Origin of the sequence: Microbacterium sp. NPDC008134, assembly GCF_042957055.1 — a bacterium.
Taxonomy (GTDB): domain Bacteria; phylum Actinomycetota; class Actinomycetes; order Actinomycetales; family Microbacteriaceae; genus Microbacterium.
In genome coordinates this window covers 1,497,941-1,513,012 of sequence record NZ_JBIBHO010000001.1, presented here as the reverse complement: position 1 = coordinate 1,513,012, position 15,072 = coordinate 1,497,941, and the positions used below count along the sequence as shown (strand labels likewise).

At 67.2% G+C, this 15,072-nt stretch carries 16 protein-coding genes; 1 reads left to right on the top strand and 15 read right to left on the bottom strand.

From position 1 onward, the window contains the following. Nucleotides 1–28: 28 nt before the first annotated feature. From miaA to ACFY9N_RS07020, 12 genes are all read right to left on the bottom strand, one after another. Nucleotides 29–967 (bottom strand): tRNA (adenosine(37)-N6)-dimethylallyltransferase MiaA, encoded by a 939-nt coding sequence (miaA, locus tag ACFY9N_RS07075; protein ID WP_391477693.1) that lies wholly within the window; start codon nucleotides 965–967, stop codon nucleotides 29–31. Next, entirely contained in the window at nucleotides 964–2,511 is a 1,548-nt protein-coding gene (gene miaB, locus ACFY9N_RS07070) for a tRNA (N6-isopentenyl adenosine(37)-C2)-methylthiotransferase MiaB (protein WP_391477692.1), read from the bottom strand. The genes miaA and miaB overlap by 4 nt, the downstream gene beginning before the upstream one ends. 47 nt (nucleotides 2,512–2,558) lie before the next feature. Beyond that, nucleotides 2,559–3,032: a regulatory protein RecX gene (locus ACFY9N_RS07065; RefSeq protein WP_391477691.1), complete on the bottom strand. Its 474-nt coding sequence runs from the start codon at nucleotides 3,030–3,032 to the stop codon at nucleotides 2,559–2,561. 266 nt (nucleotides 3,033–3,298) lie between these two features. Continuing rightward, entirely contained in the window at nucleotides 3,299–4,348 is a 1,050-nt protein-coding gene (gene recA, locus ACFY9N_RS07060; protein ID WP_391477690.1) for a recombinase RecA, read from the bottom strand. A 269-nt stretch (nucleotides 4,349–4,617) separates the two neighbouring features. Next, nucleotides 4,618–4,842 (bottom strand): DUF3046 domain-containing protein, encoded by a 225-nt coding sequence (locus ACFY9N_RS07055; RefSeq protein ID WP_391477688.1) that lies wholly within the window; start codon nucleotides 4,840–4,842, stop codon nucleotides 4,618–4,620. A gap of 24 nt (nucleotides 4,843–4,866) precedes the next feature. Further along, nucleotides 4,867–5,175 carry a helix-turn-helix domain-containing protein gene (locus ACFY9N_RS07050; RefSeq protein ID WP_046014377.1) on the bottom strand — a complete coding sequence of 103 codons (309 nt, stop codon included), beginning with the start codon at nucleotides 5,173–5,175 and terminating at the stop codon, nucleotides 4,867–4,869. Between the two features lie 141 nt (nucleotides 5,176–5,316). Beyond that, entirely contained in the window at nucleotides 5,317–5,802 is a 486-nt protein-coding gene (locus ACFY9N_RS07045) for a CinA family protein (RefSeq protein WP_391477687.1), read from the bottom strand. Continuing rightward, a complete protein-coding gene (pgsA, locus tag ACFY9N_RS07040; protein WP_391477686.1) occupies nucleotides 5,799–6,374 on the bottom strand; it encodes a CDP-diacylglycerol--glycerol-3-phosphate 3-phosphatidyltransferase in 576 nt (191 codons plus the stop codon). The genes ACFY9N_RS07045 and pgsA overlap by 4 nt, the downstream gene beginning before the upstream one ends. Continuing rightward, nucleotides 6,374–9,115, bottom strand: coding sequence for a DNA translocase FtsK (locus ACFY9N_RS07035; RefSeq protein WP_391477685.1), 2,742 nt, complete (start codon nucleotides 9,113–9,115; stop codon nucleotides 6,374–6,376). The genes pgsA and ACFY9N_RS07035 overlap by 1 nt, the downstream gene beginning before the upstream one ends. 67 nt (nucleotides 9,116–9,182) lie before the next feature. Next, nucleotides 9,183–10,859 carry a ribonuclease J gene (locus tag ACFY9N_RS07030; RefSeq protein ID WP_391477683.1) on the bottom strand — a complete coding sequence of 559 codons (1,677 nt, stop codon included), beginning with the start codon at nucleotides 10,857–10,859 and terminating at the stop codon, nucleotides 9,183–9,185. Between the two features lie 53 nt (nucleotides 10,860–10,912). Next, nucleotides 10,913–11,890: a 4-hydroxy-tetrahydrodipicolinate synthase gene (gene dapA / locus ACFY9N_RS07025; RefSeq protein WP_391477682.1), complete on the bottom strand. Its 978-nt coding sequence runs from the start codon at nucleotides 11,888–11,890 to the stop codon at nucleotides 10,913–10,915. Nucleotides 11,891–11,918: 28 nt separating this feature from the next. Continuing rightward, nucleotides 11,919–12,338 (bottom strand): EF-Tu/IF-2/RF-3 family GTPase, encoded by a 420-nt coding sequence (locus ACFY9N_RS07020; protein ID WP_391477681.1) that lies wholly within the window; start codon nucleotides 12,336–12,338, stop codon nucleotides 11,919–11,921. 40 nt (nucleotides 12,339–12,378) lie between these two features. On the opposite strand from ACFY9N_RS07020, the gene ACFY9N_RS07015 reads away from it, so the two are divergent. Further along, the gene (locus tag ACFY9N_RS07015) at nucleotides 12,379–12,927 is read left to right on the top strand and encodes an NUDIX domain-containing protein (protein WP_391477680.1); all 549 of its coding nucleotides are present in this window, start codon (nucleotides 12,379–12,381) and stop codon (nucleotides 12,925–12,927) included. Between the two features lie 9 nt (nucleotides 12,928–12,936). Here the strand turns inward: ACFY9N_RS07015 and ACFY9N_RS07010 are convergent, their stop codons facing one another. The 3 genes from ACFY9N_RS07010 to ACFY9N_RS07000 are packed head-to-tail and all read right to left on the bottom strand — an operon-like array spanning nucleotide 12,937 to nucleotide 14,980. Then, nucleotides 12,937–13,698 (bottom strand): SDR family NAD(P)-dependent oxidoreductase, encoded by a 762-nt coding sequence (locus ACFY9N_RS07010; RefSeq protein WP_391477679.1) that lies wholly within the window; start codon nucleotides 13,696–13,698, stop codon nucleotides 12,937–12,939. Further along, a complete protein-coding gene (locus ACFY9N_RS07005; protein WP_391477678.1) occupies nucleotides 13,698–14,174 on the bottom strand; it encodes a dihydrofolate reductase in 477 nt (158 codons plus the stop codon). Before ACFY9N_RS07005 ends, ACFY9N_RS07010 begins: the two co-directional genes overlap by 1 nt. After that, nucleotides 14,171–14,980 carry a thymidylate synthase gene (locus ACFY9N_RS07000; protein WP_391477677.1) on the bottom strand — a complete coding sequence of 270 codons (810 nt, stop codon included), beginning with the start codon at nucleotides 14,978–14,980 and terminating at the stop codon, nucleotides 14,171–14,173. Before ACFY9N_RS07000 ends, ACFY9N_RS07005 begins: the two co-directional genes overlap by 4 nt. Between the last annotated feature and the right edge of the window lie 92 nt (nucleotides 14,981–15,072).

Genomic DNA, 15,072 nt, shown 5'->3' with positions numbered 1-15,072 from the left:
TCAGGGTCTCATCGACCACCGACATCGGTCAGCCGGCGATCAGCGCCGAGACATCGATCGGATGCTCCACCCATTCGATCGAGGGATACCGCTTGAACCACGAGACCTGTCGACGCGCATACCGGCGCGTGAGCGCCTGCGTCTCAGCGATCGCTTCCGCCTCGCTGAGTCGGCCGTCGAGTTGCCCCAGCGCCTGCGCATAGCCGATCGCTCGGCTCGCCGTGACACCCCTCTCGAGGCCATGGGAGCGAAGCCGCTCGACCTCTGCGAGAAGACCGTCGGCCCACATGCGCTCCACCCGGGCGTCGAGTCGCTCGACGAGAGCTGCACGGTCGACGTGCACACCGATCACCCGGGTGTTCTGCTGCCACAGCGTCGGGGTGGCGGGCAGAGCGGCGCCGTGAGCGGTGGCTCCCTGCTCGAGCACTTCCAACGCGCGCACGATGCGGCGGGAGTTCTTGGGATCGATCCGGGCCGCGGTCGCCGGGTCCGCCTTCTGCAGCCGGGCGAGAAGCGTGCCCGCTCCGTGTTCGGCGAGTTCGGATTCGAGGCGTTCGCGGACTGCCTCGTCTCGGGGCGGGAATCGGAAGTCGAAGACGACGCTGGAGACGTAAAGCCCCGATCCGCCGACGAGGATCGCATCGCCGCCGCGTCGCTGCACGTCGCGGACGGCTGCTCGCGCCTCGGGCTGGTACCAGGCGACCGCGGCCTCCTGGTCGACCTCACGGACGTCGAAGAGGTGATGCGGGATGCCGCGCCGCTCCTGCGGGGGGAGCTTGGCCGTGCCGATGTCCATGCCGCGATAGAGCTGCATGGCATCGACGTTGACGATCTCTGCGGGATTCCCGCGCGACCGCAAAGACTCCGCGAGGTTCAGTGCGAGTTCGCTCTTCCCCGTGCCGGTGGCTCCGACCACGGCCCAGAGGCGTGACGCTCCCTCGGACTCCGAGCGGGAGGAGTCGTTCACACTCCGACGCGCAGTGTGGGGAGCCCGAGGGACACCGCGCGTGTGCCTCCGTCGCCTGAGGGCGCCGGCACGGCGCACGACTCGGACTGCGCGCGGTCCCACGCGTCGCCGCCCCGCGTGCGGCGGATCTGCAGCGGAGCGCCGGTCGGGTCATCCGCGAGCAGGTGGAACGGCGCGGCATGCGTGATCGTCACGGTGACGACGTCTCCCGGTCGCGGCAGATCGGAGCCCTCCGTCACCTCGAAGTGCACGAGGCGGTTGTCCTGGGCACGTCCGGTGAGTCGGTGGGTCTCCGCATCCTTCTTGCCCTCCCCCGTCGAAACGAGCACCTCGACCGACCGGCCGACCTGCTTCTGGTTCTCTTCGAGTGAGATCCGCTCCTGCAGGGCGAGCAAGCGGTCGTAGCGCTCTTGCACGACGGCCTTGGGAACCTGATCCTCCATCGTCGCGGCGGGGGTACCCTCGCGGATCGAGTACTGGAACGTGAAGGCGCTCGAGAAACGGGACTGTTCGACGACCCGCATGGTGTCCTCGAAATCCTCGTCGGTCTCACCGGGGAACCCGACGATGATGTCGGTCGTGATCGCCGCGTCCGGCATCCGCTCCCGCACACGGTCGAGGATGCCGAGGAATCTCTCGCTGCGGTAGGAACGGCGCATGGCCTTGAGGATGCGGTCGCTTCCGGACTGCAGCGGCATGTGCAACTGCGGCATGACGTTGGGCGTCTCCGCCATCGCGTCGATCACGTCGTCGGTGAACGCGGCGGGATGCGGGCTGGTGAAGCGGATGCGCTCGAGTCCCTCGATCTCGCCCGCGGCGCGCAGCAGCTTGCTGAACGCCTGGCGATCGCCGAACTCGACCCCGTAGGAGTTGACGTTCTGACCGAGAAGAGTGACCTCGATAGCTCCGTCCTCGACGAGGAGCCGGATCTCGTTGAGGATGTCGCCGGGACGCCGGTCCTTCTCCTTGCCGCGCAGACTCGGCACGATGCAGAACGTGCAGGTGTTGTTGCAGCCCACCGAGATCGACACCCAGCCACTGTGAGCCGCGTCGCGCTTGGTCGGGAGAGTGGAGGGGAACACCTCGAGGGACTCGAGGATCTCGAGCTCGGCATCGCCGTTGTGGCGCGCACGCTCGAGGAGACGCGGCAGTGACCCCATGTTGTGCGTGCCGAACACGACGTCGACCCACGGTGCCTTGTCGAGCACGGTCTGCTTGTCCATCTGAGCGAGACAGCCACCGACGGCGATCTGCATGCCGTCCTTGCGACGCTTCACTCCGGCGAGCTGCCCGAGGGTGCCGTACAGCTTTCCGGCCGCGTTGTCGCGCACCGCACAGGTGTTGATGATGACGATGTCGGCTTCGTCGCCCGCGGCGGCACGCACATACCCGGCGCTCTCGAGCGAGCCGGAGAGACGCTCGGAATCATGCACGTTCATCTGGCATCCGAACGTGCGCACTTCGTAGGATCTCTGCCGACCGTCGGCGTCGACGGCTGCCGACGACGAGGTGATGATCGTCGGTTCACTGCGCGGAGTAGTCATGATCCCTCCATTGTACGAGCGGGAGTCGGCTGCTCCGGGCTGAGACGTCAGTCCGATTCGACGAAGCGCACACCCGAAGTCTTCGACCCGAACGATGCCTCGTTCAACGCCGTCTTCGCTGCGGTCGTGGCGACAGAGCCGCCGTACCCGCGACGCGCGAGCTGTCCGAGTAGTCGTCGCAGCGCAGTGTCGTGGTCGAGGCGGCTGAGCGAGCGCGCCTTGGTGCGGGCGAACTCCAGCGCACGCTCCGCGTCGTCGTCCGGCAGTTCGTCGAGCGCCGCGGCGATCACCTCACGCGGGATCCCCCGTTGCGAAAGCGACCGGGAGATGGCGACCCTCCCCTGCCCTTTGCGATCGACCCCGGCGGAGACGAGCATCTGCGCGAGCTCCTGATCATCGAGGTATCGGCGCCGGAGGAAGTCGTCGATCACGTCGTCGACCTGCTCGGCGTCGAGTCCGTGCGTTCGGAGGACCTGCCGGGCCTCCGACACCGACAACGAGCGGGTACGGAGCTTACGCACCAGGCTATCCTCGGCTGCTTTGCGAGCCTCGGCGGGATCGGGTGCATCGGCGCTGTCGTCCTGGTCAGCCACGAACGAGACTGTGCGGGACGCGGAAGCGGATACCGATGTTCGCCGTGCTTCTCCGGAGGGGCCCATCGTCGCCGCGTCGGTCGCTTTCGCGATCGACGCGGGCTGCTCGGCGCTCCGCGGACCGAAGAGAGGGATGACGGGGGCGACCCGCCCGATGTCCTGACGCGGGCCACCCCCGTTCTCACCGTTCATGTTCAGGCCGGGCGGCGCTCGGCGAGCTCGTCTGCCGGCGCAACAGGAGCAGCTGCGCTGCCGATGCCGAGCTTCTGCAGGATCTGCGTTTCGATGGCGAGTGCCACATCGGTGTTGTTCAGCAGGAACGTGCGGGCGTTCTCCTTGCCCTGGCCCAGCTGATCCCCGTCGTAGGTGTACCACGAGCCGGACTTCTTGACGATCCCGTGCTCGACACCGAAGTCGATCAGGCTGCCTTCACGAGAGATGCCCACGCCGTAGAGGATGTCGAACTCGGCCTGCTTGAAGGGCGGAGCCATCTTGTTCTTGACGATCTTCACGCGGGTACGGTTACCCACCGCGTCGGTGCCGTCCTTCAGCGTTTCGATACGACGGATGTCGAGGCGCACCGACGCGTAGAACTTGAGAGCCTTACCACCGGCGGTCGTCTCGGGGGAGCCGAAGAACACGCCGATCTTCTCGCGCAGCTGGTTGATGAAGATCATCGTGGTGTTGGTCTGGTTCAGACCACCGGTGAGCTTGCGGAGTGCCTGCGACATCAGTCGTGCCTGCAGGCCCACGTGCGAGTCGCCCATCTCACCCTCGATCTCCGCGCGGGGCACGAGCGCCGCGACGGAGTCGATGACGATCAGGTCGATGGCACCGGAGCGCACGAGCATGTCGGCGATCTCGAGCGCCTGCTCACCCGTGTCGGGCTGCGAGACGAGCAGAGCATCGATGTCGACGCCGAGCTTGGCGGCGTAGTCGGGATCGAGCGCATGCTCGGCGTCGATGAACGCGGCGATGCCGCCAGCACGCTGAGCGTTGGCGATCGCGTGCAGTGTCAGCGTCGTCTTACCCGAGGACTCCGGGCCGTAGATCTCGACGATGCGGCCACGCGGGAGGCCGCCGACGCCGAGAGCGACGTCGAGAGCGATGGAACCGGTGGGGATGACCGCGACGGGGGCGCGCTCGTCGCTGCCCAGCCGCATGACCGAGCCCTTTCCGAACTGACGGTCGATCTGAGCGAGTGCGGTCTCGAGGGACTTCTCGCGGTCGGCGGGAGATGGCATGTCGTGCTCCTTCTGCTTCGCGTGGTGCCGCCTGTAGGCTGTCGCGGCGCTTCCGGCTGGGAGCAACTCTCCGACAAGGCGTATGGCTCGGTGGCCATGTATTCACCGTAGGAGGAGCCTCCGACATTGCGTCGTTGGCTTCCGTGAACGGTGGAGAACACGATCGTCCGAACCACTGTGCAGAAGACTACGCCCGTTTCGAACGGATATTCGACGACACGCCGAATCTCGGCATCCGATCATGACCTCGATCGAACGCATGGGCGAACTCAGTGCCGCCGCGGCTCCAGCCGTCCGGCACCGTGGCGTCGATTCTCGGGCATTTCCATCTCGTCGCACAACGCGAACCAGATCTCGCGCGGCGGAGTCCCCGCGGCCAGCGCCTCTCGCGCCGTACGACCGGCCAGGGGGCTGAGCACCAGATCGTTCAGGACAGAAGACGTGCGCCCGGGGAACTCGTCCTCGACGGCACGCAGGAACTCACTTCGACGCATCGCGCGATGACGGGGTACGTCGGGTCAGCGGAGCGAGAGCTCGGGCTCGATCGAGGCGACCAGATCGTCGGGAACGACGTCGGGGAACACCTGGATGCCCTCGAGCACGGAGATTCGATCTCCGACCTCGCGCATGATGGTCGAGATGGGAACGTCGAGCGCATCGGCGACCGAAGCGAGGATCTCACTCGACGCTTCCTTCTGACCGCGCTCCACCTCACTCAGATAGCCGAGCGCCACGGAAGCCTTGCTCGCGACCTGCCGAAGGGTGCGCCCCTTCTGCAGACGGAAGTCCCTCAGCACATCGCCGATTTCCTGTCGTACAAGAATCATCGGAACCTCCTCCCCAATCGGTTGCTCGGAGTCTCCCCCGAAGTGATGGCCAGTATAACCTCGCCGACCTTCATAAAATCTACAACTGCACTCTGTGGTTTGAGTGTGAGCACGAAATCAACAACCTCGTCATCGCGGAGACTATTCCCGCGAAAGCTCCCGCAACATCTCGAAAGCGGCTCGGACGGATGCCGAGCGGATCTCAGAGCGGTCCCCCGGGAAGAGGAAGGACCGCGCTTCGAGACTCTCGGGCGTGGCGACGGCGATGTGCACGGTCCCGACCGGCTGGCCGTCGGGCGAGACCGGGCCGGCGATACCCGTCGTCGAGACACCGACGGACGCGTCGATGCCGTCGACCCTCACGGCACGTCGCACGCCTTGCGCCATCTGCCGGGCGACCTCCGGGTGGACGGGCCCCTCACGATCGAGGAGGGCTTCGTCCACGCCGAGCAACGTGTGTTTGACCGGCGTCGCATACGCCACCACTCCCCCGACGATCACGGAAGAGGCACCGGGCACGCTCACGAGTTCGGAGATCACCGCACCGCCCGTGAGCGACTCCGCCACTCCCAGCGTCCATCCGCGACGCTCGAGTGCCTCGATCACAGCGGCGGCGAGGTCGGTCATCGGCTCCGACGCGCTCCGCGCACCTGGGCGAGGACGTAATCGATCCCACTCCAGATGGTCAGCACCAGCACCACGAGCATCAGGACGAACGTGATGAGCGTCCAGGCGGGCAGACCGATCAGCACGTGCAGCGGCATCAGCGCCCAGGCGAGGGCAACTCCCTGCACAGCAGTCTTCACCTTGCCCATCCACGCGGCGGCGACGACGTGCTCGTTGACGATCATGAGTCGGTGGATCGTGATCCCCCACTCGCGCACGAGGATGATGGCGACGATCCACCACGACACCTCGCCCAGGATCGCGAGACCGATGAAGCCCGCACCCGTCAAGAGCTTGTCGGCGATCGGATCCCACAGCTTGCCGAAATCGCTGACGATCTCGTACCGGCGGGCGAGGTAGCCGTCGACCCAGTCCGTCGAGATCGCGAAGATGAAGAGAATCGCCGCGGTCCACCGCAGACCGAGGTCGGGGACGCCATAGGTACCCCCGAGCAATACCAGGACGAAGAACACCACCGCGAGCGGGATGCGCGCGACCGTGATCGCGTTGGGCAGCTGCCGGGGAATCGCCATCAGTCGCGCCCCGTCAGGCCCCAGGCGTCTTCATCGCCCTCGGCTTCGACGACGGGGAGACCCTCGAACTGGGCCTCGAGCGGATCGGAGGCCGTCGCCGCAGCCGGAGCAGCCGGAACCGCCGGGGTCGCGGACGCCGCGGGAACGTCCTCACCGCGCAGCTTCGCCATCACGCCGCCGAGCTGCTCGGCCGTGACGAGGACGTCACGCGCCTTGGATCCCTCGGACGGACCGACGATCTCCCGCGACTCGAGCAGATCCATCAATCGCCCGGCCTTGGCGAATCCGACGCGGAGCTTGCGCTGCAGCATCGACGTCGACCCGAACTGCGACGACACCACGAGTTCGGCGGCGGCGAGCAGCAGCTCGAGATCGTCGCCGATGTCCTCGTCGACCTCCTTCTTGCGCGGCTCGAGCGCCTCCTGCACGTCGTTGCGGTACTCGGGTCGCGCCTGACGCGTCACGTGCTTGACGACCGCGTCGATCTCCTTCTCGTCGACCCACGCGCCCTGCAGACGGAACGGCTTCGACGACCCCATCGGCGAGAACAGCGCGTCACCCTGACCGATGAGCTTGTCGGCACCGGGGCTGTCGAGGATGACGCGGCTGTCGGTGACGCTCGTCACGGCGAAGGCGAGGCGCGACGGCACGTTGGCCTTGATCAGACCGGTGACGACGTCGACGCTCGGGCGTTGGGTCGCGAGCACCAGGTGGATACCGGATGCACGGGCGAGCTGGGTGATGCGCACGATCGAATCCTCGACGTCGCGCGGGGCGACCATCATGAGGTCGGCGAGCTCGTCGACCACCACGAGGAGATACGGATACGGCTTGAGCACCCGCTCGCTACCGACGGGCACCTCGACCTCCCCGGCGCGCACCGCGCGGTTGAAGTCGTCGATGTGGCGGAATCCGAACGACGCGAGGTCGTCGTACCGCATGTCCATCTCCTTGACGACCCACTGCAGCGCCTCGGCCGCCTTCTTCGGGTTCGTGATGATCGGGGTGATCAAGTGCGGGACTCCGGCATAGCTCGTGAGCTCGACGCGCTTGGGGTCGATCAGCACCATTCGCACATCCGACGGGCGCGCACGCATGAGCAGACTCGTGATCATCGAGTTGACGAAACTAGACTTACCGGATCCGGTGGAACCGGCGACCAGGAGGTGGGGCATCTTCGCGAGGTTCGCGATGACGATGTTGCCACCGACGTCCTTGCCCACACCGATGGTCATCGGGTGCGTGCTCTTCTGCGCGGCCGGAGAACGCAGCACATCGCCGAGCGCGACCATCTCCTTGTCGGCGTTCGGGATCTCGATACCGATCGCACTCTTGCCGGGGATGGGCGAGAGGATCCGAACATCGTTCGAGGCCACGGCATAGGCGAAGTTGTTGCTCAGCTGGGTGATCTTCTCGACCTTGACGCCGTGGCCGACCTCGACCTCGTACTGCGTCACCGTCGGGCCGCGCGAGAAACCGGTGACCTTCGCGTCGACCTTGAACTGGGTGAGCACGCTCGTGATCTGCTCGATCACCCGGTCGGTTGCCTCCGAGCGCATGACCGGGGGCGGACCCTCGACCAGCAGACCCGGCGACGGGAGGATGTAGGGCGCGACGGGCGCCTGCGGGCCGCGATCGCCCGGCCCCTCGGTCCCGAAGCCGTCGAGGCCCGGGAGTTCGGGGATCTCTCCCGTGTCGGAGTCGTCGTCCAGCAGCGCCGTCGTCTGCTGTTCGGCGAGCGAATCTGCGACCGAACGCACGTCCGACAGGACTTCGGTCGCTGCGTCATAGGCGTTCTCGACGACCACGGCCTGGTCGTAAGCCGGGGTCGACTCCGCGGTCGAGAGAAGCGCGGTGATGTCGTCGGATCCGAGGGTGCCCTCATCGGGATCCTCTTCGCGACCGCTCTTGTTGCGCCGCCACCAGGGCAGGACGTTCTCGTCGTCGGTCTTGTCGGCGTCGTCGATCTCGGGCGCCGCGGCCGCCTGCTGCGGCCGTTCGGCGTCGAACATCCAAGCGTAGAGATCGCCGAGGCGGCGGCCGATCCGATTGGGCGGGGTCTTGGTGAGAATCAGGATGCTGAGCGCGATCACGAGACCGAGAACCACGTACGCGAGAACCGGAGAGACCAGCGCGAGCGGCTCGCCAACGAGCCACCCAAAGACGCCTCCCGCCTCACTGATGGCCGCCATACCCATGTTCGGGTGCGCACGCTCGGCATCGACCCCCGTCGGCGCTCCGGCCGCGACGTGGCTGATCCCCGCCAGCGCCAGGACGAACAGGCCGAAGCCGATGCCGATGCGCCCGTTGTCATGGACCGAGGACGGATGACGGAACAACCATCCTGCGAGGAGTAGCAGCAGGACCGGCATGACGAACGCGATGCGTCCGACGAGCCCGCCGACCGAGAAGGCACTGATGTTCGCGGCGACCTCGTTGCCGATGAAGAACCACTCGTTCACCGCCCCCAGGACCGCCAGAAGGACCAGGAGGAACGGGAAACCGTCACGACGGTCGTCCTTCTCCAGCGTCTCCGGGCCGAAGGCGCGGAAGAGTCCGCCGACACCGTGCGCGAGCCCCGTCCAGGCTCGGACCGCCACCGGCGGCTTGTCGAGTTCGTCGATGTACTTCTTGGGGACGGGCTTCTTCGGCGCAGGCGAGGCCTTGGGAGCCGTCTGCCGCTTCGGGCGTGACGGCGTGCTCCCGGACGCGCGCTCGGACTTGGTCATACTCCTGGCCATGACCTCACGTTACGACCAGCGGCCGACATTCCCGCGTATCGACGCGGCTTTCAGTCGATCCCGCTGATCACGCCTCGATCACGAGCGGCACGATCATCGGGCGTCGACGCAGACGCTGGTTGACCCAGCGACCGATCGTTCGCCGGACGACCTGGGAGAGCGCGTGGGTGTCGCGCACGCCGTTGCCAGAGGCTTCCTTGAGCGCGGCGACGATCTTCGGGGTCACGTCGTCGAACACCGAATCGTCCTCGGCGACACCGCGCGCGTGGATCTCCGGACCGGAGATGATCCGCCCGGTCGCGGCATCCACCACGACGATGACCGAGATGAAACCCTCCTCGCCCAGGATCCGGCGGTCCTTGAGATCGGCATCCGTGATCTCTCCGACCGTCGATCCGTCGACGTACACGAACCCGAGATCGAGCTGTCCGGCGACGCGCGCATCGCCGTCCCGGAGATCGATGACCGTACCGTTGGAGGCGATGATCGTGCGCTCCTCGGCGATGCCCGTGTCCTGCGCCAGCTTGGCGTTCGCGATGAGGTGGCGGTACTCACCGTGCACCGGCAGCACGTTCTTGGGCTTGAGGATGTTGTAGCAGTACAGCAGCTCTCCCGCCGCGGCATGCCCCGAGACATGCACGCGGGCGTTCGCCTTGTGCACCACGTTCGCGCCGAGCTTGGTGAGACCGTCGATCACGCGGTAGACGGCGTTCTCGTTCCCCGGGATGAGGCTGGACGCGAGGATGACGGTGTCGCCCTCGCTGACCTCGATCGCGTGGTCCATGTTCGCCATCCGGCTGAGCACGGCCATCGGCTCACCCTGCGAACCGGTCGACATGTAGACGATCTGCTCGTCAGGGAGGTCACGCGCCTTCTTGAAGTCGATGAGGACGCCGGCCGGTACCTTCAGGTAGCCCAGCTGCTCGGCGATCGTCATGTTGCGCACCATGCTGCGGCCGAGGAACGCCACGCGGCGACCGTGGGCGTGAGCCGCGTCGATGACCTGCTGCACGCGGTGGACATGGCTCGAGAAGCTCGCGACGATCACACGGCGCGGCGCCTTGCCGATCACCTGGTCGAGGACCGGGCCGATCGAGCGCTCGGTGGGGGTGAACCCGGGAACGTCCGCATTCGTCGAATCGACGAGGAAGAGGTCGACTCCCTCCTCCCCCAGGCGTGAGAACGCGCGAAGGTCGGTGATGCGGCCGTCGAGCGGCAGCTGGTCCATCTTGAAGTCGCCGGTCGCGAGCACCATGCCCGCGGGCGTACGGATGGCGACGGCCAGCGCGTCGGGAATGGAGTGGTTCACGGCCACGAACTCGAGATCGAAGGGCCCGACCTTCTCCTGCTGCCCCTCGGTGACGGTCATCGTGAACGCCTTGATGCGGTGCTCCTTGAGCTTCGCCTCGACGAGCGCCAGGGTCAGTCCCGAACCGATCAGAGGGATGTCGCTCTTCAGACGCAGCAGGTAGGGGACGGCACCGATGTGGTCCTCATGACCGTGCGTGAGCACGACACCGACGATGTCGTCGAGGCGGTCGCGGATCGTCTCGAAGTCCGGGAGGATCAGGTCGACACCGGGCTGGTGCTCCTCGGGGAAGAGCACGCCGCAATCGACGATCAGGATCTTGCCGTCGTACTCGAACACGGTCATGTTCCGGCCGATCTCGCCCAGACCGCCGATCGGGATGACCCGCAGCGTCCCTTCGTCGAGAGCGGACGGTTCGGCCAGGGGAATGGACATGCTGTCTCCTCAGTCGGACACTCGGCGCGTCCGTTCGTTCATGGCGACGCGGCTCAGCGCGTCGTGCCGTGCACCTTGGGCAGGGCACCACCTGCGGCCGCATTGCGGTCGGGGCGGAAGTTCGAGAAATCGGCGCCCGGAACGCCGGAGACGAGATCGAGCTCGTCTTCGATGAGTGCGGCCTCCCACTCCTCCGGCCCCACGAGCGGAAGACGCACGCGCGGGCTGGAGATACGGCCGAGGCCGTGGAGGATGTACTTGGCGGCGACCGTGCCGGGAACGTGCGTCATGACGGCGCGGACCAGCGGCTCGAGGCGCTTGTGCTCGGCGGTCGCTGCGGCGAGGTCTCCCCGGTTCACGGCGTCGACGATCGTGCGGTACGGCGCCGCAGCGACGTTCGCGGTGACGCCGATCATTCCCGTCGCACCGATCGCGAGATGCGGGAGCACGTTCGCGTCGTCGCCCGAGAAGTACATGAGGTCGGTCTGGTTGAGCACGCGGCTGACCTCGGAGAAGTCGCCCTTGGCGTCCTTGACCGCGAGGATGTTCGGGTGCTTCGCGAGGCGAAGGATCGTCTCGTACTTGATCGGCACCCCGGTGCGGCCGGGGATGTCGTAGAGGATGACCGGCAGATCAGTGGCGTCGGCCACCAGACGGAAGTGCGTGAGGATGCCGGCCTGCGTCGGCTTGTTGTAGTACGGCGTGACGATCATGATGCCGTCGGCGCCGGCCTTCTCGCTCGCCTTGTAGAGCTCGATCGCGTGGGCGGTCTCGTTCGACCCGCCACCCGTGATGATCTTGGCGCGACCCGCGGAGACGGACTTGCCGATCTCGACGAGCTTGAGCTTCTCGGGGTCCGTCAGGGTCGAGGTCTCGCCGGTCGTGCCCGTCACGACGACACCGTCAGCACCCGCGGTGATGACGTCATCGATGTGCTTCTCGACGGCGGGCCAATCGACTTCACCGTCGGCCGTCATCGGAGTGACGAGCGCGACGAGAACCTGTCCGAAAGGGTTGCCCGAGTGCGTCATGCAACCAGAGTATCGTCTCGGCCCGACCTCACGCGGACGCGGTCGTCCGGATGACGTCGCCGCGCGCGACGTCGAGACGATCCCGAAAGAGGATGCCGACCGTCGAACCGACGCCCGCCTCGTTCGCCTTCTTGCGGAACATCTCGATCGCCGCGATCTCCGCGGGCATCGGCGGCATGCCGTCACGCAGGACCACGACGCGGTCGCCGACGCGCACTATGCCCGCCGTCACCCGCCCCGTCGCGACCGTGCCGCGCCCGGTGATCGTGAACACGTCCTCGACCGTGAGCTCACCGCCACCCGCCCCGCTCACAATGGGCACGGGGCCCACCCCCGCTCTCGCGTTCCCCGCCATCGCGCCCAGCCGCGCCGCTTGCTCGTCGTTGTAACGGCGCAGCATCTCGTCCGCGCTCTCCGGAGCCTTCTTCCGACCGAACAGCCATCCCATGCACCGATCCTAGGCAGCGACTGCGCCGTAGGCTCGTGGCATGGCATGGGTCACGCACGAGTCCGACATCGTCTACGCCAACCGCTGGATCGAGGTACGGGAGGACAGGGTCACCGGCCCCGGCGGCGTCGACGGCATCTACGGGGTCGTGCGGATGCAGCATCCCGCCGTGTTCGTGGTCGCCCTCGACGACGACGAACGCGTCTGCCTCGTGACCCTCGAGCGCTACACGACCGGAACGTCCATCGAGATCCCCGCCGGGGGAAGCGACGGCGAGGACCCTCTCGTCGCCGCGCGGCGCGAACTCCTCGAGGAGACCGGGTTCGCGGCATCCGAGTGGCACGCGCTCGGCACCGTGAACGCCCTCAACGGCGTCGCGGATGCCCCGGAGCACGTGTTCCTCGCCCGCGGCCTCGCGATCTCGGACCCCGCAACCGCCGCGGAGGGTCAGCGAGAGGAGGGGATCGACCAGGTCTCGTGGGTGCCGTTCTCCGAGGCGCTGGCGATGATCGCCGATGGCCGGATCAGGGACGGCGAGACGATCGCGGCTCTCGCTCTCGCCGGCATCCATCTGGGCCGATTCCGGTGAGGCTGGCGTTCAGACGCGGCCGCGCCGCGCGATCCCCGCGGTGATCGACCGCGGCAGCAGACCGGTCACCGCCACGATCGCCTTGTAGCGCAGCGACGGGATCGACACGGACTTCCCCCGAGCCGCATCCCGCAGCCCCTCCCGGACCACATCGCGGGCGTCGAGCCACATGAGCGCGGGAACGCCCTCCTGGCCGGGGGCGAGCCCCATCCGCTCGTGGAAGCTGGTGTGCGTGAACCCGGGGCACAGCGCCGTCACGCTCACCCCGTCCCGCGCGTACTCGGCGTTGGCCCACCGGCTGAACTGGATGAGCCACGCCTTGCAGGCCGAATACGTCGAGCGCGAGATGAACCCGGCGACCGAGGCGACGTTGACGATGCGCCCGCCGCGACCGCGCATGGTCTGCAACGCAGCGTGCATGAGGCGCATGGATGCTTCGACGTGCACCCGCAGGTGACGCACTTCGTCGGCGACGTCGTTGTCGGCGAACCGCAGCGGCAGGCCGAACCCGGCGTTGTTGACCAGCAGGTCGATGGGGTCGCTCGCGTCCTCGAGCCGCTGCTCGACCCGCTCGACGCCCTCTTCGATCGCGAGATCGGCCGGAAGCACCTCGACGGCGACCCCGAACTCGCTCCGCAACTCGGCGGCGAAGGCGGTCAGCGCCTCCTCCGAACGCGCGACCAGGACGAGATCCGCGCGTCGCCGCGCGAGCTGACGCGCGAACTCGGCTCCGAGGCCGGCACTCGCTCCGGTGATCAGCGCGGTGGGCATCAGCGCTCGTATCCGAGGAAGCGGTAGCGCACACCCGTACGAGAAGTGAGCCACTCCCCCTCCTCGACCAGTCGCCATCCGGTCTTCGCGGGAGCGAACGCGTCGCCGTCGACTTCGAGGTCCAGCTCGGTGACCTCCAACCGATCGGCATCACCGATCACCTGTCGGAAGATCTCTGCTCCTCCGATGATCCAGACCCGGTCCTGACCCCGCACCGCCTCGGCGACGGTCGCCGCACGGCGTGCGCCCTCGGCGGTCCAATCCTGCTGGCGGGTGATGACGACGTTCTCCCGGCCCGCCAACGGTCGGAACCGCTCGGGGAGAGAGTCCCACGTCTTGCGGCCCATCACGACGGGCGTACCCAGTGTGACCTCCTTGAAGTGGGCCAGATCCTCGGGAACGTGCCACGGCATGCCGCCCTCGGCGCCGATCACGCCGCCGGAGGCCTCCGCCCAGATCAGACCCACCCAGGTCATACCGCGACCGCCGCGCGGATCGGAGCGTGGTGCTGGTAGTCCTCGACGACGAAGTCCTCGTAGGTGTAGTCGAGGATCGACGCGGGCGTGCGCGCGAGGCGCAGCGTCGGGTACGGGTAAGGATCGCGCGTGAGCTGCTCCGTCACCTGCTCGATGTGGTTGTCGTAGATGTGGCAGTCACCACCGGTCCACACGAAGTCGCCGGGCTCGAGACCGACCTGCTGCGCGATCATCAGGGTGAGCAGCGCGTAGGAGGCGATGTTGAACGGCACGCCGAGGAACATGTCGGCGCTGCGCTGGTAGAGCTGGCACGACAGCTTGCCGTCGGCGACGTAGAACTGGAAGAGCGCGTGGCACGGGGCGAGCGCCATGTCGGGGATGTCCGCGGGGTTCCACGCCGACACGATCAAGCGGCGCGAGTCCGGCGAACGGCGGATCTGCTCGATGACCTCGGCGAGCTGGTCGATGCTCTCCCCCGCAGGCGTCGGCCAGGAACGCCACTGCACGCCGTAGACGGGGCCGAGTTCTCCGGCATCATCCGCCCACTCGTCCCAGATCGTCACGCCGTTCTCCTGCAACCACCGCACGTTCGACTCACCGCGCAGGAACCACAGCAGCTCGTACGCGATCGACTTGAAGTGCACGCGCTTGGTGGTGATCAACGGGAAGCCCTGAGACAGGTCGAAGCGGATCTGCCGACCGAACACGCTCGTCGTCCCGGTTCCGGTGCGATCGGACTTGTGCGTTCCGTTCTCGAGGACGTCGCGGAGGAGGTCTTCGTACGGCGTCGGGACGGCTGCGCTCATGAGAGCCAGGATACCTTCCCGCGTCACGGCACGGGCGGAGGAGCATCGCGCCGCGTCGCGTCATCATCGGACACAACGGCCCCTCCCCCTGC

Bases quoted from the DNA above. Each gene is read 5' to 3' on its own strand.
- miaB (WP_391477692.1), bottom strand. From the start codon at position 2,511: ATGACTACTCCGCGCAGTGAACCGACGATCATCACCTCGTCGTCGGCA.
- recA (WP_391477690.1), bottom strand. From the start codon at position 4,348: ATGCCATCTCCCGCCGACCGCGAGAAGTCCCTCGAGACCGCACTCGCT.
- ACFY9N_RS07055 (WP_391477688.1), bottom strand. From the start codon at position 4,842: ATGCGTCGAAGTGAGTTCCTGCGTGCCGTCGAGGACGAGTTCCCCGGG.
- ACFY9N_RS07050 (WP_046014377.1), bottom strand. From the start codon at position 5,175: ATGATTCTTGTACGACAGGAAATCGGCGATGTGCTGAGGGACTTCCGT.
- ACFY9N_RS07045 (WP_391477687.1), bottom strand. From the start codon at position 5,802: ATGACCGACCTCGCCGCCGCTGTGATCGAGGCACTCGAGCGTCGCGGA.
- pgsA (WP_391477686.1), bottom strand. From the start codon at position 6,374: ATGGCGATTCCCCGGCAGCTGCCCAACGCGATCACGGTCGCGCGCATC.
- ACFY9N_RS07035 (WP_391477685.1), bottom strand. From the start codon at position 9,115: ATGGCCAGGAGTATGACCAAGTCCGAGCGCGCGTCCGGGAGCACGCCG.
- ACFY9N_RS07030 (WP_391477683.1), bottom strand. From the start codon at position 10,859: ATGTCCATTCCCCTGGCCGAACCGTCCGCTCTCGACGAAGGGACGCTG.
- dapA (WP_391477682.1), bottom strand. From the start codon at position 11,890: ATGACGCACTCGGGCAACCCTTTCGGACAGGTTCTCGTCGCGCTCGTC.
- ACFY9N_RS07020 (WP_391477681.1), bottom strand. From the start codon at position 12,338: ATGGGATGGCTGTTCGGTCGGAAGAAGGCTCCGGAGAGCGCGGACGAG.
- ACFY9N_RS07015 (WP_391477680.1), top strand. From the start codon at position 12,379: ATGGCATGGGTCACGCACGAGTCCGACATCGTCTACGCCAACCGCTGG.
- ACFY9N_RS07010 (WP_391477679.1), bottom strand. From the start codon at position 13,698: ATGCCCACCGCGCTGATCACCGGAGCGAGTGCCGGCCTCGGAGCCGAG.
- ACFY9N_RS07005 (WP_391477678.1), bottom strand. From the start codon at position 14,174: ATGACCTGGGTGGGTCTGATCTGGGCGGAGGCCTCCGGCGGCGTGATC.
- ACFY9N_RS07000 (WP_391477677.1), bottom strand. From the start codon at position 14,980: ATGAGCGCAGCCGTCCCGACGCCGTACGAAGACCTCCTCCGCGACGTC.